We start from the raw sequence: 22,760 nt of genomic DNA, 5'->3' as shown, positions 1-22,760 counted from the left end.
AACAGATTCCACAATTTAATGCAAACCGAAAATATGGAAACCGTTGACTCAAAATCATGACGCAGAAGTTACAACATGTAATCAACTTGTGACCTTTGGTTCCATGAGGATGGTCGTCAAACAGCAGAGACGTCACTGGTCTTCGGCACAGTCTTCTCTTTCTCAGGGTCACTGTGTGCTGTGGTTACCTGCGAGCCGCAAGACCACTTCAGCCGGTGTCGTCGCGCAAGGAGCCGACTTGTTCGCGGATCGGCGCCCAGTTCTTCTGGTCTACCCGGGCGCCGTCGTTACTGTTCCAGGGCGGGAACGGGCGAGGGTAACGGGAAAACAGCGAGTACATGCTGCATGCCGCAAGGACCCCAGCTTGGTATCGGACCGGCACAGCACGAGGATCCACTGCATACCGCGATAATGAACGCGGAAAGTCCCGATGCCAGCCCGTCAGCTCGAGCACCCCGTCCTGAACCCGGCCCTTTCTTGATGAGTCAACCGGAGGAATAGTGCTTGCACCCGATGCGGCATAGAGGGCTCTTAGATGCCTACAAGCGGATCTGGTCCGGGCTCTCCAACTGGATCGCCTTCGGCTGCCTGCCCAGTTCACGCTGGCCGCTGACGAGCCGGTCCGCGTTGGTGAGCCTGCTAAGGCTCAGTCCTGTCAGGTCTGCTATCTGCCCAATGGGAACCTGGAAGGTCCGGAACGGTCCCAGCGGGGGTGGCTCCCCTTCCAGAAGCTTCTGGTCGATGGCCCTTTTCAGTTCCACTTTGCCCAGCAGCGGCGATTGGTCAAGGACGAACCCGACGGCGGCCAGCTTGGCATCGTTGGTCCAGGCCGCGATCTTCCAGAACTTCCGCGGGATCTGGACGCCGCGGTAGGGCTGGTCATCGTCAAGGAAGACGGGTCCCGTGAAAACGCTGAGCTTGGCGTCGTGGGCATCGGCGTGGCTCAGCACGTGATCCTCGAGCCCTACCCACAGCTCTTTGCCTTGGTTGAAGTCATCCACCTGCGGCGCAGCGTTGGTGAAGGCAAACGTGTCCTGGTTGGCTTTCTTGGCCGTGGCCGCGTCACCCCAGACGGGATCCAGACGTCTCACCAGGTGGCCGCGGTCAAAAGCATTGTTCTTGTAAACGTCCGGCCCGGCCTGCTGTCCCCTGGGAATCCTGTCGTCGAAATGCCAGGTGCCCTCACGGGCCAGTGGATTCAGTTCCTTGCCGTGGATGTTGACCCCCACGATCGCCGCGAGCTTCCGGGCAGCCCGGAAGCGCACGGAGAAGTGGATGTAGTCCAAAAGAATCGTCGTTGCCGACGGACTGGGCAGCTCAAGGCGTGCCCTCAAAAAATCCCTGTCGTATCCCCCGCTCATGGATACAGCATGGCACTAGGCACTGACAGTAAACAGACTCAGCATTCGACGACGTTGACGGCGAGGCCGCCCATCGCTGTTTCTTTGTACTTATGGGACATGTCCTTGCCCGTTTCCCGCATGGTCACAATGACCTCATCCAACGAGACCCGGTGTGTTCCGTCGCCCCAGAGCGCCATCTTCGCCGCGTTGATAGCCTTCGCCGCCGCGATCGCGTTCCGCTCAATACACGGAATCTGCACCAACCCCCCGATCGGATCACACGTCAACCCCAAATTATGTTCCATCGCGATCTCCGCAGCATTCTCCACCTGCCCCGGAGTACCACCCATCACCTCAGCCAAACCAGCAGCAGCCATCGACGACGCCGACCCCACCTCACCCTGACACCCCACCTCAGCACCCGAAATGGACGCCTGCTCCTTATACAACACACCCACAGCACCCGCGGTGAGCAGGAACTTCACCACCACATCGTCCTTATCAGCCTGGGAGGCTTTGTCCATGCCCGGAGCATAATTCAACGCGTAATACAGCACCGCAGGAATGATCCCCGCAGCACCATTGGTCGGCGCCGTGACCACCCGGCCACCGGAGGCGTTCTCCTCATTGACGGCCAGGGCGATCAGGTTCACCCACTCCTGCCAATACTTCGGATCGTTCCGGTCCTTGTCCTCCTTCAGCAGCCGCTCCAACCAATCAGGAGCACGACGACGAACCTTCAACCCACCGGGCAGCACACCCTCACGCTTCAAACTGGTTTCAACACAGGCTTCCATCACCGACCAGATATGCAGCAAACCCTCCCGGATCTCCTCCTCGGACCGGGACGCCCGCTCGTTGATGAACATGATGTCGCTGATCCCCAAACCCTTCGACGAACACCGCCCCATCAACTCCGCCGCCGTCCTAAAAGGCAACGGCAACTCCTTCTTCGACTCCTCCAACTCCTGCTGAGCCGCGTTCTCCTCACCCTCACGGACAATGAACCCGCCACCGACCGAAAAGAACGTCGCCTCCCGCACGATGTTTCCCTCAGCATCGGAGACAGCAAACTTCATCCCGTTCGTATGCCGCGGCAACACCGTCAACGGATGCAGCACCATATCCTCCACCGCATACGGCAACTCCACACCCTCACCGGACGCACCAGCCAGGTTCAGCACACCCGTCTCGGCAATCGCAGCGAGCCGCGCTTCCACCTCGTCCGGCAGAATGAGCTCAGGGTGGTAACCCTCCAAGCCCAACAGCGTGGCAGTCATGGTCCCGTGGCCACGACCCGTCGCAGCCAACGAGCCGTACAGATCAACGCGCAACGAGGCCACCGCGCCCAGGACACCAGCGTCCTTCAGCTCACCGGCGAACACAGCAGCAGCGCGCATCGGCCCCACAGTATGCGAACTCGACGGGCCAATACCCACGGAAAAAAGATCGAAAACACCAACAGCCATGGTCGGGATTCCTTAATACAGTTTGAAACGGTCCGGCAGATGGTCCTGCCGGATGGTCTCTCCCGCTTGTGGCGGAGATCGACCGAAGCACGACGCCGGATGGCCCCCAAAGGCGGCAACCCGGCGTCGCAAGTTCTATTCAGTTCTACAATCCCACGCTACGCCACTGCGCTTGAGTGGTGACCTGTCTGAGTGCGGCCCATTGGGCCGCCGTCCTCCGCGGACTCGTTCGCTGGAGCGCCCGAAACGGGGCCTTGCTGCACAACATGCCGTGCGCACAGCACATTCCGCAGCCAACCCCCGAATCGGACTGACCACACCTCACGGTCGTCCTGTAACTGGCCTCTTGGGACCGGCGTCCGGCAGCGACCGTCTAAGGAAGCTTCGCGTCCGCCCAGCGGGCGCCCAAGCGACCGAGGTCGCAGAGGACGTCGGCCCTTTCGGGCCATGTCCTCTCGGTCGGAGGAACCTAGGAGAGGTCTCCGCCATTCTTGGAGGCGTACTCCTCGGCCGAGAGCAGCGGGCCCTCGGACTCGGCGGCCACCTTGAAGAGCCAGCCGGCACCGTAGGGGTCGTTGTTGATCAGGGCGGGGTCGCCGACAACTGCGTCGTTGATCTCCGTGACCTCGCCGGTAACGGGCGAGTACAGGTCCGAGACGGACTTGGTGGACTCAACTTCGCCACAGGTCTCGCCAGCGGTCACCGTGGAGCCAACCTCGGGGAGGTCAACATACACAATGTCACCCAGTGCGTCGGTGGCAACCTCGGAGATACCAACGGACACCGAGTTCCCTTCGCCGCGGGAGACCCACTCGTGCTCGTCGGAGTACTGAAGTTCGGGCGCTACTTTGGGCATTCTTTTTCCTTAAGGTTGAGTGGTCTAAATCTAATTGTGTCGCGGCGGGGGCCGTCTGGGCGGTTGGCATGGGGGTGTGGCAAAGGATCGCCTTCGGCAGGTCGCCACTCCCCCAGCACCTTAGCGGTTCACGAAGCGCCGGAAGACTCTCCCCTTTGGAACCGACATCCGGAAGCGGGCGTCCAAGGGAGCTTCGCGTCCGCTCAGCGGACGCCTAAGCGACCGAGCCCGCGGAGGATGTCGGTCCCAAAGTCTTCAGGCTTACTTTTGGCGCTTGTAGAACGGCAGTGCGACAACTTCGAACGGCTCGCTCTTGCCCCGAAGGTCGATGTCCAGGCCGGTACCAAGCTCTGAGTGCTCGACGTCGACATACGCCAACGCTACCGGGTAGCCGAGCGTGGGGCTCGGCTGGCCGGACGTGACTTCGCCAACCACTGCGCCGTCCTTGAGGACCGGGTAGTGTCCGCGTCCGGCGCGGCGCCCCAGCCCCTTGAGGCCAACGAGCTTGCGTCCGCTGGTGGAGCCGGCACCGTCGGCCTTCAACGCAGCGAGCGCGTCCTTGCCAACGAAGTCGCCTTCCTTTGACAGTGCCACCACGGGGCCGAGTCCTGCTGCGAAGGGGTTGCCTTCGCGGGAGAGCTCGTTGCCGTACAAGGGCATGCCCGCTTCGAGGCGCAGGGAGTCGCGGGATGCGAGGCCGGCCGGGGTGAGTTCGCCGTCTTCAGCGGCGTCGGCGATGGCCTGCCAGAGGGCGGCTGCGGACTCGTTCGGGACAAAGATCTCGAAGCCGTCTTCGCCGGTGTACCCGGTGCGGGCCAGCAGCAGCTCCTGCGTGCCGCCGTCGAACGTGAACGGGACGTCAACCGCCGCGTAGTACTTCAGTTCGGTGACCAGTGCGTGCTGTTCAGCGGGCACCAGGCGAAGGAGGATCGCTTCGGCCAGCGGCCCTTGAACAGCAATCAGCGAGGTCTCAGCGGAGGCGTCCTCAACTACGACGTCGAACCCGGCGGCGCGCTCCAACAGTGCGGCGGCAACAACCGCGGCGTTGCCGGCGTTCGGAACCACCAGGAACTTCTGGTCACCACGGCGGTACGTGATGAGGTCATCAATGATGCCGCCGTCTTCCTGGCAGATCAGCGAGTACTTTGCTTTGCCGATGGCCATGGCGGAGATTTTGCCCACCAGGGCGTAATCGAGGAATGCTGCGGCCTCGGGACCGGCGACCCAGACTTCGCCCATGTGGGAGAGGTCGAACAGGCCCGCGGATTTGCGGACGGCATGGTGCTCAGCCAGCTCCGAGGAGTACTTGAGCGGCATCTGCCAGCCACCGAAGTCGGTGAAGGACGCGCCGAGTTTCTTGTGCTCTTCGTAAAGAGCTGTGTAGTTCTCAGTCATGACCGATCCTTTAGTTTTCGAAGTCTTCGATGGGCGGGCAGGAGCACACCAGGTTGCGGTCTCCGGCTGCGCCGTCGATGCGGCCTACGGGCGGGAAGTACTTGTCCTGCTTCAGGTGGTGGACCGGGAAGGCGGCCTGCTCGCGCGGGTACGCACGGTCCCAATCAGAACTTACGACGGCGGCAGCCGTGTGCGGCGCGTGGCGAAGCGGGGAATCCTGCACGGAGAAATCGCCGTGGGCAACCTGGTCGATTTCCTTGCGGATGGTGATCATGGCTTCGATGAAGCGGTCGATCTCGGCCAGGTCCTCGGACTCGGTGGGCTCCACCATGAGAGTTCCGGCAACCGGGAAGGCCAGGGTGGGGGCGTGGAAGCCGAAGTCGATGAGGCGCTTGGCCACATCTTCAGCGGTGACGCCGGTCTTGGCAGTCAGTTCACGGAGGTCCAGGATGCACTCGTGGGCCACTAGACCACCTTCGCCGGTGTACAGCACCGGGAAGTGGTCGTTGAGACGTGAGGCGATGTAGTTCGCAGCGAGCAGGGCGGACTTGGTGGCTTCCGTCAGTCCCTGGCCACCCATGAGCTTCACGTAGGCCCAGGAAATCGGCAGGACGCCGGCGGAACCGAAGCGGGATGCGGAGATCGGGACGTCGTTGCCTTCGGTCCAGGAGGCTGCATCGCCCGGCATGAACGGTGCGAGGTGCGCCTTGGCAGCAACCGGACCAACGCCCGGTCCGCCACCGCCGTGCGGGATGCAGAAAGTCTTGTGCAGGTTCAGGTGGGACACGTCGCCGCCGAACTTGCCCGGCTGGGCGAGCCCAACGAGTGCGTTGAGGTTGGCGCCGTCGATGTAGACCTGGCCGCCGGCCTCGTGGATGGCGTCGCATACCTCGCGGACGTCGGCGTCGTACACACCGTGCGTGGAGGGGTAGGTGATCATGATGGCCGAGAGGGCATCCCGGTGGGCTTCGATCTTGTTCTTGAGGTCAACGTGGTCGATGGTGCCATCAGGCGCGGTAGCAACAACTACAACCTTCATGCCTGCCAGCACTGCCGAGGCTGCGTTGGTGCCGTGGGCAGAAGCGGGGATGAGGCAGACATTGCGCTGCTCGTCGCCGCGGGACAGGTGGTAGCCACGGATCGCCAGGAGTCCGGCGAGCTCGCCCTGGGAACCGGCGTTCGGCTGAATGGAGACCTGGTCATAGCCGGTGATCTCGGTCAGCTGTGCTTCGAGGTCGGAGATGAGTTCACGCCAGCCCTCGGTCTGGGAATCCGGGGCGAACGGGTGGATGGAGGCGAACTCCGGCCAGGAAATGGCTTCCATCTCAGCGGTGGCGTTGAGCTTCATGGTGCAGGAACCCAGCGGGATCATGGTGCGGTCCAGCGCGAGGTCGCGGTCCGAGAGCTTCCGGATGTAGCGCAGGAGTTGGGTTTCGGAGCGGTGGGTGTTGAACACAGGGTGCTGCATGAAGTCGCTGGTGCGCTCCACGGAAGCCTCAATCGCGAAGCCTTCAACAGCTTCGGAAACCGAAGCGCCGAAGACATCAAGGAGACCGCCGACAATCTCGGACGTGGTGGTCTCATCGACGGAGATGCCCACCGTGTCAGCGTCAACGCCGCGCAGGTTGATGCCCTTGGCCTCGGCGGCAGCGACGATCTCGGCCGCTTTGCCGGGGACGCGGACCGTGATGGTGTCGAAGAAGGAGCCGTGAAGGACCTCGACGCCGGCAGCCTTCAGTGACGCTGCCAGGGTGCGGGCGTGGCCGTGCGCGGTTTCAGCGATCGCCTTGAGGCCCTCGGGGCCGTGGTAAACGGCGTACATCGAGGCCACGATGGCCAGCAGCGCCTGGGCGGTACAGATGTTGGACGTGGCCTTCTCGCGGCGGATGTGCTGCTCTCGGGTCTGCAGCGCCAAGCGGTAGGCGGGGACACCGGCGTCGTCCTTGGAAACGCCCACCAGGCGGCCGGGCATGGAACGCTCGAGGCCCTTCTGGACCGCCATGTAGGCGGCGTGCGGGCCGCCGAAGAACAACGGAACGCCCAGGCGCTGTGCGGAGCCAACGGCGATGTCCGCACCCTGCTCGCCCGGAGGGGTGATGAGAGTGAGGGACAGGAGGTCGGCGGCGACGGTAACCAGCGCGCCACGCTCCTTGGCCTCGGCGATCACAGCTGAGTGATCGAACACGCGGCCGGAAACGCCCGGCTGCTGGAGGACGACGCCGTTGATGGCGCCTTCCGGGAGACCGAGGGAAAGATCGGCAACCTCGACCTCGAAGCCGAGAGCCTCAGCGCGGCCCTTCACAATGGCGATCGTCTGCGGGAGGCAGTCGGCGTCGAGGACAGTCTTACCGTCCTGTACAGCCTTGTTCTTATTGGCCCTGCGCATCATGAGGACGGCTTCGGCCACGGCCGTTGCTTCATCCAGCAGGGAGGCGTTGGCGATCGGCAGGCCGACCAGGTCCTGGACCATGGTCTGGAAATTCAGGAGAGCCTCAAGGCGGCCCTGCGAGATTTCCGGCTGGTACGGGGTGTAGGCGGTGTACCAGGCCGGGGACTCAAGGATGTTGCGGCGGATCACCGGCGGGGTCACGGTGTCGTAGTAGCCTTGGCCGATCATCTGGACAGCGGTCTTGTTCTTGGACGCGAGCTTGCGGAGCTCGGCCAGAACCTCAACTTCGCTCAACGCGTTCTGCAGGGTGAGGGCAATGTCCTGGCGGATGTCGTTCGGGACGGCGGTGTCAACCAGCGAATCAACAGTGTCGTAGCCGACGGACTTGAGCATGGTCTCAATGTCGGCCTGGCGGCGGGCGCCAATATGCCGATCGACGAAGGTGGTGGAGGCAGAACTAACCGTCACGAAGGAACTCCATTACTTGGGCAGCGTTTGGGTACGCCACAGCGGCTGGGTTCCTCCCCGCTCTGTATTGGACCTGAGAGTTTCCGCGCGTTGCATCAACAACATCGCTTGCACCGTCGGTGAGCACAGCACTCTGTCACCCTTGGGTGGGCAGAGTGCCTGCTGCTTTCCAGAGTTGCCTCGCCGCGGCGGTGCGTGGGCCTGAGAGATTCCTGGGGAGGGTTTGCTCCTACGGCGCCTGCATCACGTGCTTGCAGGACTCTCCCGCCGCAGATCAAAGGCATTTTCAGTTATGTATGACCCCGATCAGGGCAGGCCACAAGGGTTAATTGTCCTACGTCGGGGGCGCCGCCGCAAATGGACTCCTTGCTACTTCCGCAGCCGCTCGAGGACTCCGAGCAGGATTTCGACGTCGGCCTCCCGCCCGGCATTGCCACCCTCCTGCCCACCTTCGAAGATGGCATTGAAATACAGGCCGTCACCCATGTAGCTCACAGCTTTGGCGACCTCCGGGCCGACGTCCTCGGCGAGCACGTCCAGCCACCGCTGTTGAATGGCGGCGAACCTGCGACGCGTTTCCTCGTGGGCCACCTCAGCCAACCTGGTGACGGCGACAAAAGCCCGATCCATGGGCGTGTCAGCCCAGAGCGAGGAGCGGATGAAGTAGGCGGCGGAACCATCGGGCGACGCCTTCATCAGTTCCGTGTCCTCGTCGGCCAAGAGATCCAAGCGCTCAAGGAGGGCCGTGATCAGCGCTTCCTTATTGGGGAAGTGATAGAGCAGCCCGCCTTTGGACACCCCTGCGCGCTTGGCAACGGCGTCGAGTGTGGCAGCTCGCTCCCCCACCTCGATAAGGAGGGCTTCGAAAGCATCCAGGACGGCATCCCGGGCAACTGGTTTTCGTGGCATGTGTCCATCATTCCCTAAAGGCTCGCCGGGTTATATTTGAAACTGTACCGTCTGGACGGTACAGTAAATGATATGTACTCGCCGTCCTCAACCCAAGCACCCCGTTCCGCCCGTCCCGATATGGGCCAGGCAGCACCGTGGCGCGATTGGACGGCACTGGCACTCCTGATGTTCCCGGTGCTGCTGGTGGCCGTCGACAACACCGCGCTCACCTTCGCCCTGCCCGAGATCGCCCGCTCCCTGGACGTGGGCGGCGTTCAACTGCTCTGGATTGTTGACGCCTATCCGCTGGTCCTCGCCGCGCTGCTCGTTTCCATGGGCAACCTCGGTGACAGAATCGGACGACGGCGGCTGCTGCTGATCGGCAGCACCGGATTCGCAGCGGTTTCGGCTGCTACGGCGTTCGCGCCTTCCGCTGAATGGCTGATTGCCGGACGCGCGGGCCTTGGTGTCTTCGGCGCCATGCTGATGCCCTCAACGCTGTCCCTGATCCGGAACATCTTCACCGATCCCAACCGCCGGCGGCTTGCGATCGCCGTCTGGGCTGCCGGGTTCTCCGGTGGCGCGGCGCTCGGCCCGATCTTCGGCGGCTGGCTGGTGGAGCACTTCTGGTGGGGTGCCGTCTTCCTGGTGGCAGCGTTCCTGCTCCTGCCGCTTCTGGCCTTCGGCCGGCTCCTCATTCCCGAGTCCAAGGACGCCAATCCTGGTCGCGTCGACGTGACCAGCATTGTCCTGTCCGTGGTCACCATGGCCCCGTTTGTCTACGGCATCAAGGAATTCGCAGTTCACGGCTTCGGAGCATCGGCTGCGGCTTTCATGGGCTTCGGCCTGGTGATGGGCATCCTGTTCGTTCGCCGCCAGCAGCGGATCGAGAACCCCATGCTGGACGTCGCCTTGTTCAAGAACAAGGTGTTCAGCACGGCAATCGTGGCAAACGTGCTGTCCTTGTTCTCCATGACGGGCTTCATCTACTTCTTTGCCCAGCACCTGCAGCTTGTTGAGGGACAGTCCCCCATGGAAGCAGGCATCGCCATGATTCCTGCCCTCCTGGCAACAGTCATCGCAGGCCTGCTGGTGGTGCCGCTGGTCAAGCGTGTCCGCCCCGGCTTCGTTGTCGCCGCGGGTCTGACGCTCAGCGCCGTCGGTTACTTGATTGTGGTGGTGGGCGACCACGGCAGCGGACCCGTTTTCCTGTTGTCAGCCCTGACCGTTCTCGCCGTGGGCGTCGGTGCTGCGGAAACCATCTCCAACGACCTCATCCTGGCCTCCGTACCTGCCGACAAGTCCGGCGCGGCCTCGGCCATTTCCGAGACCGGCTATGAACTGGGGTCGCTTCTGGGAACGGCTGTGCTCGGCTCGATCCTCACGGCTTCCTACCAGCACAACCTCATCATTCCGGACGGCGTCTCCTCGCAGGCCGCTGGGAAGTCCGGGGAAACCCTCGCCGGTGCTGTTGATGCGGCAGCCGCACTCCCGGCTCCGTTGTCGGAAGCGTTGACAGTCGCCGCCCGGGCAGCTTTCGAGTCCGGCGTCCACATCACTGCGGCGATTGGGCTGGTCCTGATGGCCGGCGCGGCAGTGCTCGCCGCCGTCGTGCTCCGGCGTGTGCCGAAGGCGCAGTAGTGGGCACAGCGCCGAAGGCGCAGTAGTAAACGCGGTGCCGACTGAAGCTAGACAGCTTCGGTCGGCGCCGCTTTTTCGTCGACGGCGGCAGTCAGTTCGTCGATTCTGTCGAGGGCGTCGCCGAGCCGGGTCACCGTATTCCAAAGCTCTGGATGCTGTTCCCTGACTTCCTGGAGCGTGGTGCCGGCGGAGGTCAGCGACCCGAGGTCGAAGCTCACGTTGGTTCGAGCTCCCGCTATGGCCGCACGGAGGGCTCCAAAGCCCACAACGACATCGGCGATCAGCGCCGGGTTCCCGTTGGAAGCAAGCCAGCCGAGGTCCTCGATGGCGTTGATGGCGCGCTCCCCCAGGACGGCTGAAGCCTTGGCAGCATCGACGGAGGCCTGATGAATCGCTGCGTCTCGTTCCGGACCGGGGTCGAGGCGGAAGGCGCCGCCGAAAGCGTCGGAGGCGGACGCGTCGTCGTCGGCTAATTGAAGCGCAGCTTGGCGGAGCGCACGGGCGCGGGCGTGGATGCCACCGAGCTGTTCACGCTGGGCTTCCTCCGCTTCGGTGTATCCGGCCACCATGGACGTTAACGCGGCCGCGATGGAGAGCATGACCCCGGTCCCGGCACCCCCGCCCGGCGAACCGGTGGATTCCGCCAAGGCCTTGGTCCAAACCTCCACAGTGGATTGCTGAGTGGTGACTGATTCAGAATCTTTCATGCCATCCAGTGTGCCGGGGCTTCCCAGCCTTTGCAGCTTTGGGCTGGATACACTGGCCAGACCTAGGCGTCGAACGAAAAGGGCAGACTCATGACCATTGACCTCGAAGAGCTCTACAAAGACCTGCATGCCCATCCCGAATTGTCCTTCCAGGAGACCCGAACCGCCGGGATCGCCGCGGGTTGTCTTGAAGACCTCGGCTTCACAGTTCACCGCAACATCGGAAAGACCGGGGTTGTTGGTGTTCTGCACAACGGGCCCGGACCGGTGGTGATGCTCAGGGCAGACATGGATGCGTTGCCGGTCAAGGAAGCAACGGGTTTGGACTATGCGAGCACGGCTGTAGGTGTCGATCATGAGGGCAAGGACATGCCCGTCATGCATGCGTGCGGCCACGACGTGCACGTGAGCTGCCTTGTTGGCGCGGTGGAGGTCCTGGCCGCGCAGCGTGATGAGTGGCAAGGCACCCTGATAGCCCTCTTCCAGCCGGCCGAAGAATGGGGCGGCGGGGCAGAAACCATGGTTTCCGACGGGTTGTATGACATGGTGCCGAAACCGGACATCGTTCTGGGTCAACATGTGGCCCCTTTCCCCGCCGGATGGTTCGGCATGCGTCCCGGCGTCACTATGGCGTCCGCCGATTCCCTCAACATCACCTTGCATGGACGAGGGGGCCACGGATCGCGTCCGGAGACCACTGTTGATCCGGTATTGATGGCTGCTGCAACCACTGTCAGGTTGCAGGGCATCGTCTCGCGTGAACTCGCAGCCAGTGACTCCGCTGTGGTAACCGTGGGACAGATTCACTCAGGGACCAAGAACAACATCATCCCGGAAACGGCAACCCTGGGCCTTAGCGTCCGCACTTTCAACGACGACACCAGGGATAAGATCCTCGGTTCAATTGAGCGCATTGCCAAGGGGGAAGCCACAGCTTCAGGTGCTCCCAAGGAACCGGAAATCCACTTCGAAGAACGGTTCCCGCTGACAGTCAACGACGAAGCTGCCACCGAGAGGGTGTCGGCAGTTTTCAAGGCAAAGTTTGGCGAGACACAAATTATCGACCCCGGGCCTGTGTCCGGAAGCGAGGACGTGGGAGTCTTGGCCAAGGCTGCCGGTGCTCCGCTGGTGTTCTGGTTCCTGGGTGGCGCCGAGCCTGCCTTGTTCAAGGAATTCGCCTCAACGGGTCGCCTTCCCGAGGACATTCCGTCGAATCACTCGCCGTACTTTGCGCCGGTTATCCAGCCAACGCTGACACGAGGAACGGAAGCCCTGGTAGCGGCTGCCCGGGAGTTCCTGGCCACTCCGTCCTAGGGTTCCAGCCAGCCAGTCCGCCGGCATAGGTGAAGGCGCTGCGAGCGCAGCGCCTTCACCTTCTTGTTCGAGCAGGTCCAGATTGCTTCGAGCAGGTCCAGATTCCTTGACCGTGGCAGTGAATGCCTAGACTCTCTCGCGGATGCGGTTCATCGTCGGTTCGGAAACCTCGGATTCCCTGCGGCGGCGGGCCAGGAAAGTCCACAACGTTCCTTCCGTCCGTTGACGGCTCTCCGCCGGGGCTTCTTCCTTCTTGGCATCGGACTTTGCATCAGACGTGTGCGTCTCGGGCTTGCGCGCGGAGTCCTTCTTCGTGCGCCGCTCGAAGTCGTCGTAGTACGCGTAGCACATACCCAACCTCCTTTAACGGCTGTCCCTTAATCGTCCTCTGACCGGGCCTGCACGTCGATGGTTTTGTGCTTTGTGATCGGCTGGATCACTGTGCGCGGCGCGGCTGCACCCGAACTAGTGGGATAGAGCTGCCTGGCGCGCTTCCCGCACAGCCGACGTGGTCTCCTCCATGATGAGATCGGCGTTGATGGCAGCGCCCGCCATGACTCCTGACGCAGCAGAAGCCATGACCTGCCCCATGAGATCCGCGACGTTTCCCGCAGCCCAGACACCTGGCACCGATGTTGCGCCGCCCATCGGGTTTACTTCCACGTGGCTTCCTACGCCCATGGGGTGCTCCACCGACGGAACTCCCAAAGACTCGAGCACAGTGGACCTGGCCTCCAAACGCGGTCCGGTCACCACAGCTTCCATGGGGATCACTTTGCCCGTAGCCAGGACAACACCCCTCAACGCGTCGTCAGCGACTTCCAGCGCTTGGACTTTGCCGTCCACCACAGTGATGGATCGGGCAGCAAGTTGTTCCCATTCTTCTTCCGTCGGTTCCACGACGTCATTGAGGAAAAGCGTGATGTTGGGGCTCCATTGACGGAACAGCAGTGTCTGGTGCAAAGCCATCGGCCCTGAGCCCAAAATTCCAATCGCCTTGTTCCGGACCTCCCAGCCATGGCAGTAGGGACAATGCAGGACATCGCGGCCCCACCGTTCCCGGATGCCCTCGATGTCCGGGAGGACGTCCGTCAAACCCGTGGTGACCAGCAAGCGGCGGGCACCCACGGTCCGGCCGTCCGCCAACTCCACCTCGAAGGCGGGTTCCGCTCCGGCGGTGAGGTCCGCCGTCGAACGTGCCGCAACGGCTACGCCCTCCACGACGTCCGCCCCGTAGTGCCGGGCTTCGGTCCGCCCCAGTTCCAGCAGTTCCCGCGGGTCGATTCCGTCCCGGGATAGGAATCCGTGAACCCCGGCGGCGGGCGCGTTCCGGGGCTCTCCGGCGTCGATGACGAGAACGGACCGCAAGGCCCTGCCCAGCGTCGCGGCGGCACTTAACCCAGCTGCGCCACCCCCCACCACAACGACGTCATACTCCCCGGCCATCTGACGGTCTGTTACTTCTTCGCTCACTGTGCCTCCAGGCGTATCCAGCGGCCGTTCGCCGCTCCTTCCATGGTTGGCCATGACTGAATGAATCAGCAAGGAAGTTTGCCAATATGGCAAACTGTGGGCATGACTACCGATTTCAGCACCGTGCTCGACGCCGTCGGCCCTCGCCTGCGCGCCATGCGGACACAGCGCAACGTGACCCTCGCAGAAGCCTCGGAAGGGACGGGCATTTCCGTCAGCACGCTGTCCAGGTTGGAATCGGGCCAACGCAAGCCAACACTGGAGCTTCTCCTCCCCATAGCGAGGCTGCATCAAGTCCCCCTCGAAGAATTGATTGACGCCCCGCAAACAGGTGATCCGCGGATTCACCTCAAGCCGCACGTTCACGAGTGGGGAACCGCCGTTCCTTTGACTCGACGTCCCGGCGGAATCCAGGCGTTCAAAATGATCCTGAAGAGTGGCACGGGCAAAGAAACCCCGACGCCGCAATCACATGAGGGCTACGACTGGGTGTATGTCCTCAACGGCAAGCTCCGGCTGGTGCTGGGTGGGAACGACTTTGTCCTCAAGCCGGGCGAGGTGGCGGAATTCGATACCAGAACTCCGCACTGGTTTGCCAGTGCCACGTCAGAGCCCGTCGAGCTCCTTACCCTGTTCGGCCAGCAAGGCGAACGCCTTCACGTGCGGGCACGCCCCAAGCGATAGGAAGGGCGCCCGGTGGGACTAGGAGGCAAGCCATTCCCGAGCGTTCCGGCGGGAAGCTGCCGGCTCAGCATCGGGCGCAGGGCGGTTGATCTCTGACCACACCTCATCAAGGGACAACCCAAGGACGTCAGCAATCGCGGCCACCGTGGGAAACGCCGGAGTAGCCACCCTGCCCGACTCGATCTTCCGGAGCGTTTCCGGGGAGACTCGGGCATCAAGGGCGGTCTCGAGCATCGAGCGGTCACCCGGGCGCGACGCAGCAGGGCACCAAGACGCTGTCCGCGCTCGGCCTCTGCGGGTGTTAGCGGCAACCTGACCATGGCTCCAATTGTAATACCGGGATAATATGGCCGGGATAGTTATTGGTTACATACGAGAAAGGTGCCGAATGATTGAGATCCTGAGCCCCACCGAACTGGACCGGGCAAAAGAGGCAGGCGCGCTGGTTGCCAACATCCTGCAGACGCTGAAAAGCCGGGCAACAGTGGGCACAAATCTCCTGGACATAGACCGATGGGCAAAGTCCATGATCCTCGAAGCCGGGGCCGTCTCCTGTTACGTCGACTATGCTCCTTCCTTTGGCCGCGGACCATTCGGCCACTACATCTGCACAGGTGTCAACGACGCCGTCCTGCACGGCCTGCCCCGAAACTACGCACTGGCCGACGGCGACCTGCTGACCCTCGATCTGGCTGTCTTGAAAGATGGAATCGCAGCCGACTCGGCCATCAGCTTCATTGTGGGTGAATCCAAGCCATCCGAGAGCGTTGCAATGATTGACGCCACCGAGCGTGCCCTGCGAGCCGGGATTGCGGCTGCCCGGCCAGGAGCCCGCATCGGAGACATCTCTTATGCCATCGGTTCGGTCCTCACTGACGCCGGCTACCCCGTCAACACCGAGTTCGGCGGCCACGGCATCGGGTCAACCATGCATCAAGATCCCCACGTTCCCAACATGGGACGGCCCGGCCGCGGATACAAACTCCGCCCCGGCTTGCTACTCGCTTTGGAGCCCTGGGTGATGGCAGACACCGCACAATTGGTCACAGACGCGGACGGCTGGACGCTCCGAAGCGTGACCGGCTGCCGCACAGCGCACAGCGAACACACCATCGCCATCACCGACGGTGAAGCCGAAATCCTTACTTTGCCGACGCTGGCTCACTAGACGTAAGCGACCCGGCAGCGGAAGCGAAAAGGCCCATCGGATCCCCATCCGGGCAGCTGTTGCTACTTCCCTGCATCACGTTCTGGAGGGTCGGTGTCCGGGGAGTGGTGGGGCTTTGGATTGGTAGGTGTGTCCGGTGGGTGTGCTGATGTGCAGTGTGTGGGTTTCTGCGGGTAGGGGTGTGGCGGTCCAGCCGGGGTTTTCTTTGGTGTGGTTGCAGGCTTCGCAGAGTCCGGCTGCGTTGTCCAGGGTGGTGGTTCCGCCGGAGTGCCAGGGCACGATGTGGTCGATGTGCCGGATGGGCGCGTCGCAGTACGGGGTGCGGCAGGTGTGGTCGCGGGCTTGGATGAATCGCCGGTGTCGGTGTGGGAAGAGCCTGGCTTTGGAGTCCATGGCCAGGAGTTCCCCGCTCCCGGGTGCGGTGTAGAGCCGCCGGACCCAGACCGTAAAGTTTTGATCCTGCGCTGTCGCGGCGTTTGCCCCGACCCGGGTGTGGGGTTCTTCCGCACCGATCAGGGTTCTTGCCCAAGGTGCGGGGACGATGCCGTAGCCGTGGAGCCGGGCGGGTTCGGAATCGCCCTCGAAGAGGGTCCGGTCGGTCATGACGAGCTGGAGTTCAACCGCGGCAACCCCGCCCGGGGTGCCGGTGATGCGTTCGGTCAGGGTGTCGGCCATGACCTGTCCACGGCCCCGGGGATCACCACTGGAACGGGCCGAATCCGCACCACGAGTCAACGCAGCATAGACCGCCACGCCTTGGGCCACCGGCAACAACGCTGTCAGGTACGTCATGGTGTCCGGCGCCGGGCGCAGGCTCACCATCCGCTCACTTGCGGCATGGCTGGCCCGTTGAGCCACCGACCGAGGATCGCGCCGGTAGGCGGCGGCCTTGGCGGCCGCGATAATCGCTTTGTCGCCTTTCCCGTCGAAAGTCCCGGTGTCGGGAGCCAGTTCCTCATCCACCGCGGCCCGGTCCTCAACACTGAGGCAGGCTGTTTCCTTTACGAGCGGTGTGGCCCGCCACTCGTTCAACCGGCCGGAGTTCAACGCCGCCAGCGTGTGTGGCATCTCCAGCACCAGTGCCCTGGCCAAACCCACCAACCTGGATCCCCGGTTCGGTGATTCCCGCCGCGCCAACGCCACCTGCGCACCCACACCCTTGCCACGCTCCGCCTCAGGCAACCCGGCCTCGGCCTGCTCAACCCGCTGCGCCAGATCAAACGCCACAGCAATCTGCGCCTGCAAACCGGAAATAGCCGACTTCATCTCCTCCAACACCCGCAACTGACCAATCAAATCGCCACTGACAGTGCCGGCCTGAGCCACCCCTCGAGACAGAGCAGGAAGAGGCACAGCAGAGACCGCCGTCCTCGCTTGCCCTTCCCGAATCTGCTTCATACCCCAACTCTCGCAGGGAGCACTGACATTTTTAGCCCCCGCCCAACCCAGTGAGCGAACCATCCCCGGACCGGATGCCGGTCATGATTGGAAGCCGTTCGGTTCGCGCCTTGCACTTTGGGAGTGACTCGCGCCATACTAAATGAACGCTATTCATTTAGTGACTGTCGTCTCACCGGAGTACATGCCGCCATGATTGAAACCTGCCTGCCTCGAAGCCCCCATTCCCGGGCCCGCGTCGAGCCCGGGACACGTACCCCGCCATCATTAGAAGTTCCCTGCAGTTTCAACGACCCCATGGACGGGAAAGCACAACGCATTCTCGCCGACCCCTACCCCGGACGCCGCGTGATCGGTGTTGACACGCGCGAACTCTTCACCCGGGGCGGCGGCATGCACTGCATCACGCAGCAACAGCCTTCGGCCATCTAGAAAGGGCCTCACATGAGCCAGACAATCCGCCGCAGCGGCAGCGACGCTGCAACGTCGCACGACATCAGCGGCAAGGGACTGAAGACGGGGCAGTTGGGGCTCCTCGCCGTCGTCGTTCTTGGCATTTCAACCATCGCCCCGGCGTATACGCTGACGGGCGCCCTTGGCCCTACGGTCAACGAAGTGGGGCTGCAACTGCCCGTGATCTTCCTGATCGGCTTCATCCCGATGATCTTGGTGTCGCTCGCCTACAGGGAACTCAACGCTGATTCCCCGGACAGCGGCACCACGTTCACCTGGGTCACCAAGGCGTTCGGACCGTGGGTGGGCTGGATGGGCGGCTGGGGCTTGCTCGCGGCCAACATCATTGTCCTGTCCAACTTGGCGGGCGTCGCCGTGGACTTCTTTTACCTGTTCCTGGCGCAGGCCACCGGCTCACCAGAGCTCGCCGATCTTGCCTCCAACAAGCTCCTGAACGTGGCCACATGCTTCGTCTTCGTGGCGTTGGCGGTCTGGATCAGCTACCGCGGCCTGCACACCACCAAGATTGTGCAGTACGGCTTGGTGGGCTTCCAACTGCTGGTCCTGGGACTTTTCGTGGGCATGGCATTCGCCAACTGGTCCACGTCCGAGACAGCTGTTCCCTTCAGCTGGGACTGGTTCGACGTCACCAAGATCGAAACCTTTGGCCAGATCGCAGCCGGCATCTCGTTGTCGATCTTCGTCTACTGGGGCTGGGATGTCTGCCTGACCGTGAACGAGGAAACCGCCAACGGCAAGAAGACCGCCGGCCTTGCGGGCACGCTTACGGCCGTCATCGTCCTGGGCATCTACCTGCTGGTCACCATCGCCACCATGATGTTCGCCGGCGTGGGTGACACAGGAATCGGCCTGAACAACGAGGAAAACCACGCCAATGTCTTCACCGCACTCGCATCACCGGTGATGGGTCCGTTCGCAATCCTCATGTCCCTCGCCGTGCTCTCCAGCTCCGCTGCGTCCCTGCAGTCCACCTTCACATCGCCGTCGCGGAGCCTGCTGGCCATGGCGCACTACGGCGCCCTGCCGGAACGCTTCAGCCTTATGAGCAAGAAGTTCTCGACGCCGGGCTTCGCCACCATTGCGGCCGGCGTCCTGTCCGCGGGCTTCTACGCGGTGATGCACGTGATCAGCGAGAACGTCCTGAACGACACCATCCTGGCATTGGGCCTGATGATCTGCTTCTACTACGGGCTCACGGCCATCGCCTGTGTTTGGTACTTCCGTAACAGCGTGTTCGCCAGTGCACGGAACTTCTTCCTGCGGCTCGTATGCCCGCTGTTCGGTGGCGTAGGCCTGTTCGTGGTGTTCCTGCAGACCGCAGTGGACAGCTGGGCTCCGGAGTTTGGCAGTGGGTCCGAGATCTTCGGAGTGGGACTGGTATTCGTCCTCGGCATCGGAATCCTGGTTTTGGGCGCCGTGGTCATGCTGATCATGTCCCGCGTCCGGCCCGGTTTCTTCCGCGGCGAGACCATCCGGAAGGATACCCCGGCTTTGGTAGTGCCTGAATAACGAGCGTCGAAAACGCCGGAAAGCGGCCAGTTCACCCGGAAAGTTCCGGCGAACTGGCCGCTTTCGTACGTTCTCGGCGACCCCGCGGCTTAAATCACCAGCGATGGGCGACGTCCACTACCAGGCGGGAGCCGCCGTCGGGCCCATCCAAGGTGAAGACCCTGAACGGAAGCCGGGCACGGACACCCAGCCCAATGCTCGTGGTGCCCTCAAAGCTTCCGGCATAAACCACCTGGCGGAAGGTCTGATAACCGGAGACGTTGGAGAGCTCCGCTTTGGCTGCGGGCAGGTAGGTGGGCTGGCTGTACTGGTTGTACGACGGCGCAGTCACCACTACTTGCAGGTCCGCGTCACCAAGCACGGGGATGGGGTAGCCGGTGGCGTCCTGGGTGACTACCGGAACATATCGAACGGAATAGCCGGCCACTTTTCCGGTCATGTCGATCACCATACGGTCGAAACACGGCTGTTGGCCCGTGCGGACATTGGTGACGTTGGCGGAACTCATGTCGGGGTCGGCCTTGGCCAAAGACCCCCAGGAAAGTCCGCAGTAGGATGCTGCCGAGGCCGGCCCCGGTGCCGCCAGACCGAGTCCGGCTGCGGCCAGGACGGCTGCCAGGCCCGCTCCAATTTTCCTCATTTTTTGTGCCCCCTTCAGGCGAAGTTGATACTTCAACAGTAGGAGGGCGCAAGCCAGTTTGGACTGGTTGTTGCCGCTTCGGCGCATAACCGTTAAAGGGGCAACAAGGCGGTCACGGGAGGGTCGTCAAAAACCGCTTTTACGGCCGACGCGGGCAGTTTCCAGAGTCTTCGCACCCATGTTCGTGATCGAAGATAACGAGACCCGGGCGTTATCTAGCCTTCGCAGTCCTTGCAGAACTTGAGGCCGTTCTTTTCGAGCGCAATCTGGGACCGGTGACGGACCAGGAAACAGGAACCACAGGTGAATTCGTCCGACTGCTCCGGGACAACAATGACGGTCAGTTCTTCACCGGAAAGATCAGCCCCGGGAAGGTCGATTCCTTCGGCAGTATCGTTTTCTTCGACGTCGATGACTGCAGTCAGTGCAGCGTTGCCACGGGATGCCTGAAGAGCCTCAAGAGATTCAGCCGGAGAGTCTTCTTCGGTCTTGCGCGGGGCGTCGTAATCAGTAGCCATTGAGGGTTCGCTTTCGTTGCTGCATAGTGCCTATTCCGGCACCTCAGTGAAGCAGTTTAGGGCATACTCCCCGCGTTCAACGAATAGTGTGCCCAACGCAACATATGGCAGCTATCGCAGCGTTCCCTATGGCTCCGGCGCCACCCTCACAGTGTGCGATTGGATGGCCTGGGCGCCGGCCACCGTCACGCCGCTCAGCGCGGGCAGCCACGCCAGACGGTGCTCGTCCCCGGCCTCCATTTCAGAGCAATCCAGGACGTAGGCGGCCTCGATCCAGGCCCCCAACGTAGTGCCGAGACGGGTTGCCAGCGAGGCCAGGGAAGCGATCATGCGGCAACCGTATCCAGCCTGGGTTTGGGGTCAGTTTCCATCTGGTCACAAGCTTGTTAACTACTCGGCTAGGCTCGCATGATGAACACTCGGGGGATGCTGTTGCCAACTAACTCTGTTAACCAGCTTGGAGCAACTTCCTCACCACCTCCGGCAATATCACTGAAACAGGCTTTGTGGGCCCTGATGTGGATTGCTGTGTACGTTGCACTAGTTTGCCTGGCGGTGGTTGCGGCGGGACTGTCCGGTCTGGTTCATTTCACTGCAGAAACCGCTGTTCCAGTCATCCTCGGAGGGGCAACAGCAGCCGCAATGCTGGCAACTTTCGTACATTTGGTTCGCAGAAACAAGCTCACTCCGGGCATGCTCGGATTTCGACGCTTTGACGCACGCATGCTGCACTTACTCTGGCAGATTCCCACAGCCATCGTGGCTTCCGCCTGCGCCCAAGGTCTCTTCCTGGCTGTTCTCAGCCTCGTCGGAGTGGATGGCGCTGCGTCCAATTCCTCCAACGGTGCGCTAGGCCGGGTTGCTGAACTTCCGGCGCCGCTGATTGGCCTGACCGTCCTCATCGCTGCTGTGTTGACCCCGCTTTGGGAAGAAGTCCTCTTTCGGGGAGCTTTCCTGAGCGGGTTGACGCAACATTGCAGGCCCTTTGCAGCCGTGGCAATATCAGCGGCAATCTTTGCCGCTGTTCACTTGGTCCTGTTGACCTTTATTTATCTCTTTATGCTCGGCATCGCCTTGGCGCTTCTGAAAAGATTCCACCAGAATCTCTGGGCGCCCGTACTTCTGCACTCCGTCAACAACGCTTTGGTGCTGCTCATCATCTTGTCGGCTACGCAAAACTAGCCACCCTGCAGCGCCTGCTCCACGATGTACTCCGCGATGGCCATCGACGACGTCGCCCCCGGCGATGGTGCGTTACGCACCAAAACCGTGTCCCGGCGTCGTGCAATCACAAAGTCATCCACCAGCGAGCCGTCACCGTTCATGGCCTGCGCCCGCACGCCACGGGTGCCTGGCAGGATGCTGGCACCCTCCAATGACGGAACAAAGCGCATTGCCTCCCGGAGGAATTTCTTCCGGCTCACCACGGTCTGGAATTCACGGACCGCCGACGGCACATTATGTCGGGCAAAATTCCAGAAGCCCGGAAAGAGCGCGTAATTGGCAACATCGCGCAACGCCACCTGGTTCCAGGCATAGGACTCCCGCCCGAAGGAGATGAACGCATTGGGGCCGAGCATCATTTCGCCGTCGATCCGCTTGGTGAGATGCACGCCGAGGAACGGGTGCCTGGGGTCCGGCACAGGATAGATCAGGCCCTTCACCTGGTCGCGGGCTTCCGGGCCTACCAAGTAATACTGACCGAAGAACGGGACTATTTTCGGGGTCGCCGGCCCGCCAGTCGCCGCAGCCAGACGGTCCGACTGGAGCCCCGCGCACGCCACCACCAGGTCATAGTGTTCCCCGCCATCCTTGGTGGTCACCACTACCCCGCTGGCCTGCTGCTCCAGCGCCAAAACTTCCTGCCCCAGCCGGATGGTTCCGCCCATGGCTCGAACGTCGTCGGCGAGCGCCTCGGTGATGGCCGTGTAGTCGACGATCGCCGTTTCAGGCGAGTGCAAGGCAGAAAGTCCGACGGCGTTCGGCTCCACCTCGCGTATCTGCCCGCCGCTCAGCATCCGTACTCCGGGGACACCGTTGGCTGTGGCCCGGGCGAAGATGGTGTCCAAGCGCGCGGACTCCTCCGGCGTCTGGGCTATCACCAACTTGCCGCAGGCCTCATAGGGAAGGTTCTTTGCTGCGCAGAATTCCCGCAGCAACTCCACTCCCCTGCGGCACAGCCTTGCTTTCAGCCCGCCGGGCTCGTAGTAGAGACCTGCGTGCACCACGCCCGAGTTGTGGCCGGTCTGGTGTGCAGCGAGCCGGTTTTCCTTTTCGTAAATGGTGACCTGGACGCCGTCGAGTGTGGTGGCGAGCTCCCTGGCCACCGCAACACCGATGATCCCGCCGCCCACCACGGCGCAACGCCTGATGGTTCTCCTGCGTGGAGGGTTGGGCATGGCACTCCTCGTCATTGGGGCTGG

Annotated in this window: 20 protein-coding genes, 2 pseudogenes and 1 riboswitch; of the genes and pseudogenes, 7 read left to right on the top strand and 15 right to left on the bottom strand. The window is 62.6% G+C overall.

The genetic code is table 11. The features are described from left to right. Positions 1 to 539 precede the first annotated feature (539 nt). From CGK93_RS05120 to CGK93_RS05095, 6 genes are all read right to left on the bottom strand, one after another. Positions 540 to 1,361, bottom strand: a complete 822-nt coding sequence (locus CGK93_RS05120) for a DNA/RNA non-specific endonuclease (protein WP_089593887.1) — start codon at positions 1,359 to 1,361, stop codon at positions 540 to 542. 38 nt (positions 1,362 to 1,399) lie between these two features. Continuing rightward, positions 1,400 to 2,812: an L-serine ammonia-lyase gene (locus CGK93_RS05115; RefSeq protein ID WP_089593886.1), complete on the bottom strand. Its 1,413-nt coding sequence runs from the start codon at positions 2,810 to 2,812 to the stop codon at positions 1,400 to 1,402. A gap of 469 nt (positions 2,813 to 3,281) precedes the next feature. Next, positions 3,282 to 3,668: a glycine cleavage system protein GcvH gene (gcvH, locus tag CGK93_RS05110; protein WP_089593885.1), complete on the bottom strand. Its 387-nt coding sequence runs from the start codon at positions 3,666 to 3,668 to the stop codon at positions 3,282 to 3,284. Between the two features lie 261 nt (positions 3,669 to 3,929). Next, on the bottom strand, positions 3,930 to 5,063 hold the full coding sequence (gene gcvT / locus CGK93_RS05105; RefSeq protein ID WP_089593884.1) for a glycine cleavage system aminomethyltransferase GcvT: 1,134 nt from the start codon (positions 5,061 to 5,063) through the stop codon (positions 3,930 to 3,932). A gap of 10 nt (positions 5,064 to 5,073) precedes the next feature. Continuing rightward, positions 5,074 to 7,920 carry an aminomethyl-transferring glycine dehydrogenase gene (gene gcvP / locus CGK93_RS05100; protein ID WP_089593883.1) on the bottom strand — a complete coding sequence of 949 codons (2,847 nt, stop codon included), beginning with the start codon at positions 7,918 to 7,920 and terminating at the stop codon, positions 5,074 to 5,076. Between the two features lie 179 nt (positions 7,921 to 8,099). Continuing rightward, a riboswitch (glycine riboswitch) is annotated at positions 8,100 to 8,197 on the bottom strand. Positions 8,198 to 8,289: 92 nt separating this feature from the next. Beyond that, a complete protein-coding gene (locus tag CGK93_RS05095) occupies positions 8,290 to 8,829 on the bottom strand; it encodes a TetR/AcrR family transcriptional regulator (RefSeq protein ID WP_089593882.1) in 540 nt (179 codons plus the stop codon). A 72-nt stretch (positions 8,830 to 8,901) separates the two neighbouring features. Between CGK93_RS05095 and CGK93_RS05090 the strand changes: the two genes are divergently transcribed. After that, complete coding sequence (locus CGK93_RS05090) at positions 8,902 to 10,452, top strand: MFS transporter (protein WP_089593881.1); 1,551 nt, start codon at positions 8,902 to 8,904, stop codon at positions 10,450 to 10,452. A gap of 47 nt (positions 10,453 to 10,499) precedes the next feature. Here the strand turns inward: CGK93_RS05090 and CGK93_RS05085 are convergent, their stop codons facing one another. Next, positions 10,500 to 11,159: a cyclodeaminase/cyclohydrolase family protein gene (locus CGK93_RS05085; RefSeq protein ID WP_089593880.1), complete on the bottom strand. Its 660-nt coding sequence runs from the start codon at positions 11,157 to 11,159 to the stop codon at positions 10,500 to 10,502. Between the two features lie 90 nt (positions 11,160 to 11,249). Here CGK93_RS05085 and CGK93_RS05080 point away from each other — a divergent pair, with 90 nt between their 5' ends. Further along, complete coding sequence (locus CGK93_RS05080; protein ID WP_089593879.1) at positions 11,250 to 12,473, top strand: amidohydrolase; 1,224 nt, start codon at positions 11,250 to 11,252, stop codon at positions 12,471 to 12,473. Between the two features lie 126 nt (positions 12,474 to 12,599). Here CGK93_RS05080 and CGK93_RS05075 read toward each other — a convergent pair whose 3' ends face one another. Further along, the gene (locus CGK93_RS05075) at positions 12,600 to 12,824 is read right to left on the bottom strand and encodes a hypothetical protein (RefSeq protein ID WP_089593878.1); all 225 of its coding nucleotides are present in this window, start codon (positions 12,822 to 12,824) and stop codon (positions 12,600 to 12,602) included. Between the two features lie 114 nt (positions 12,825 to 12,938). Further along, a complete protein-coding gene (locus CGK93_RS05070) occupies positions 12,939 to 13,919 on the bottom strand; it encodes an NAD(P)/FAD-dependent oxidoreductase (RefSeq protein WP_198318447.1) in 981 nt (326 codons plus the stop codon). A 129-nt stretch (positions 13,920 to 14,048) separates the two neighbouring features. On the opposite strand from CGK93_RS05070, the gene CGK93_RS05065 reads away from it, so the two are divergent. Continuing rightward, entirely contained in the window at positions 14,049 to 14,630 is a 582-nt protein-coding gene (locus tag CGK93_RS05065) for a helix-turn-helix domain-containing protein (RefSeq protein ID WP_089593876.1), read from the top strand. An 18-nt stretch (positions 14,631 to 14,648) separates the two neighbouring features. Here CGK93_RS05065 and CGK93_RS05060 read toward each other — a convergent pair. After that, positions 14,649 to 14,950 (bottom strand): annotated as a pseudogene (locus CGK93_RS05060) (helix-turn-helix domain-containing protein). A 68-nt stretch (positions 14,951 to 15,018) separates the two neighbouring features. Here CGK93_RS05060 and map point away from each other — a divergent pair. Beyond that, positions 15,019 to 15,798, top strand: coding sequence for a type I methionyl aminopeptidase (gene map, locus CGK93_RS05055; protein WP_089593874.1), 780 nt, complete (start codon positions 15,019 to 15,021; stop codon positions 15,796 to 15,798). Positions 15,799 to 15,873: 75 nt separating this feature from the next. Here map and CGK93_RS05050 read toward each other — a convergent pair whose 3' ends face one another. Beyond that, on the bottom strand, positions 15,874 to 17,196 hold the full coding sequence (locus CGK93_RS05050; RefSeq protein WP_089593873.1) for an HNH endonuclease: 1,323 nt from the start codon (positions 17,194 to 17,196) through the stop codon (positions 15,874 to 15,876). Between the two features lie 273 nt (positions 17,197 to 17,469). Here CGK93_RS05050 and CGK93_RS05045 point away from each other — a divergent pair. Both CGK93_RS05045 and CGK93_RS05040 read left to right on the top strand, forming a co-directional pair. Beyond that, positions 17,470 to 17,628, top strand: a pseudogene (locus tag CGK93_RS05045) (agmatine deiminase family protein); the annotation flags it as partial. 12 nt (positions 17,629 to 17,640) lie between these two features. Then, positions 17,641 to 19,179 (top strand): APC family permease, encoded by a 1,539-nt coding sequence (locus tag CGK93_RS05040; protein ID WP_089593872.1) that lies wholly within the window; start codon positions 17,641 to 17,643, stop codon positions 19,177 to 19,179. 94 nt (positions 19,180 to 19,273) lie between these two features. Here the strand turns inward: CGK93_RS05040 and CGK93_RS05035 are convergent, their stop codons facing one another. From CGK93_RS05035 to CGK93_RS05025, 3 genes are all read right to left on the bottom strand, one after another. Then, positions 19,274 to 19,819 (bottom strand): AMIN-like domain-containing (lipo)protein, encoded by a 546-nt coding sequence (locus tag CGK93_RS05035; RefSeq protein WP_089593871.1) that lies wholly within the window; start codon positions 19,817 to 19,819, stop codon positions 19,274 to 19,276. 215 nt (positions 19,820 to 20,034) lie between these two features. Then, on the bottom strand, positions 20,035 to 20,337 hold the full coding sequence (locus CGK93_RS05030; RefSeq protein WP_089593870.1) for a DUF4193 domain-containing protein: 303 nt from the start codon (positions 20,335 to 20,337) through the stop codon (positions 20,035 to 20,037). 126 nt (positions 20,338 to 20,463) lie between these two features. Next, positions 20,464 to 20,667, bottom strand: coding sequence for a hypothetical protein (locus tag CGK93_RS05025; RefSeq protein WP_089593869.1), 204 nt, complete (start codon positions 20,665 to 20,667; stop codon positions 20,464 to 20,466). Between the two features lie 198 nt (positions 20,668 to 20,865). Between CGK93_RS05025 and CGK93_RS05020 the strand changes: the two genes are divergently transcribed. Then, positions 20,866 to 21,519, top strand: a complete 654-nt coding sequence (locus CGK93_RS05020; protein WP_232481548.1) for a CPBP family intramembrane glutamic endopeptidase — start codon at positions 20,866 to 20,868, stop codon at positions 21,517 to 21,519. Here the strand turns inward: CGK93_RS05020 and lhgO are convergent. Continuing rightward, complete coding sequence (gene lhgO, locus CGK93_RS05015; RefSeq protein ID WP_089593867.1) at positions 21,516 to 22,736, bottom strand: L-2-hydroxyglutarate oxidase; 1,221 nt, start codon at positions 22,734 to 22,736, stop codon at positions 21,516 to 21,518. The genes CGK93_RS05020 and lhgO overlap by 4 nt on opposite strands. Between the last annotated feature and the right edge of the window lie 24 nt (positions 22,737 to 22,760).

This window comes from Arthrobacter sp. YN, from assembly GCF_002224285.1.
GTDB lineage: Bacteria > Actinomycetota > Actinomycetes > Actinomycetales > Micrococcaceae > Arthrobacter.
The sequence above is the reverse complement of the archived record's forward strand: the minus strand, read 5'-3'. Positions and strand labels throughout refer to the sequence as shown.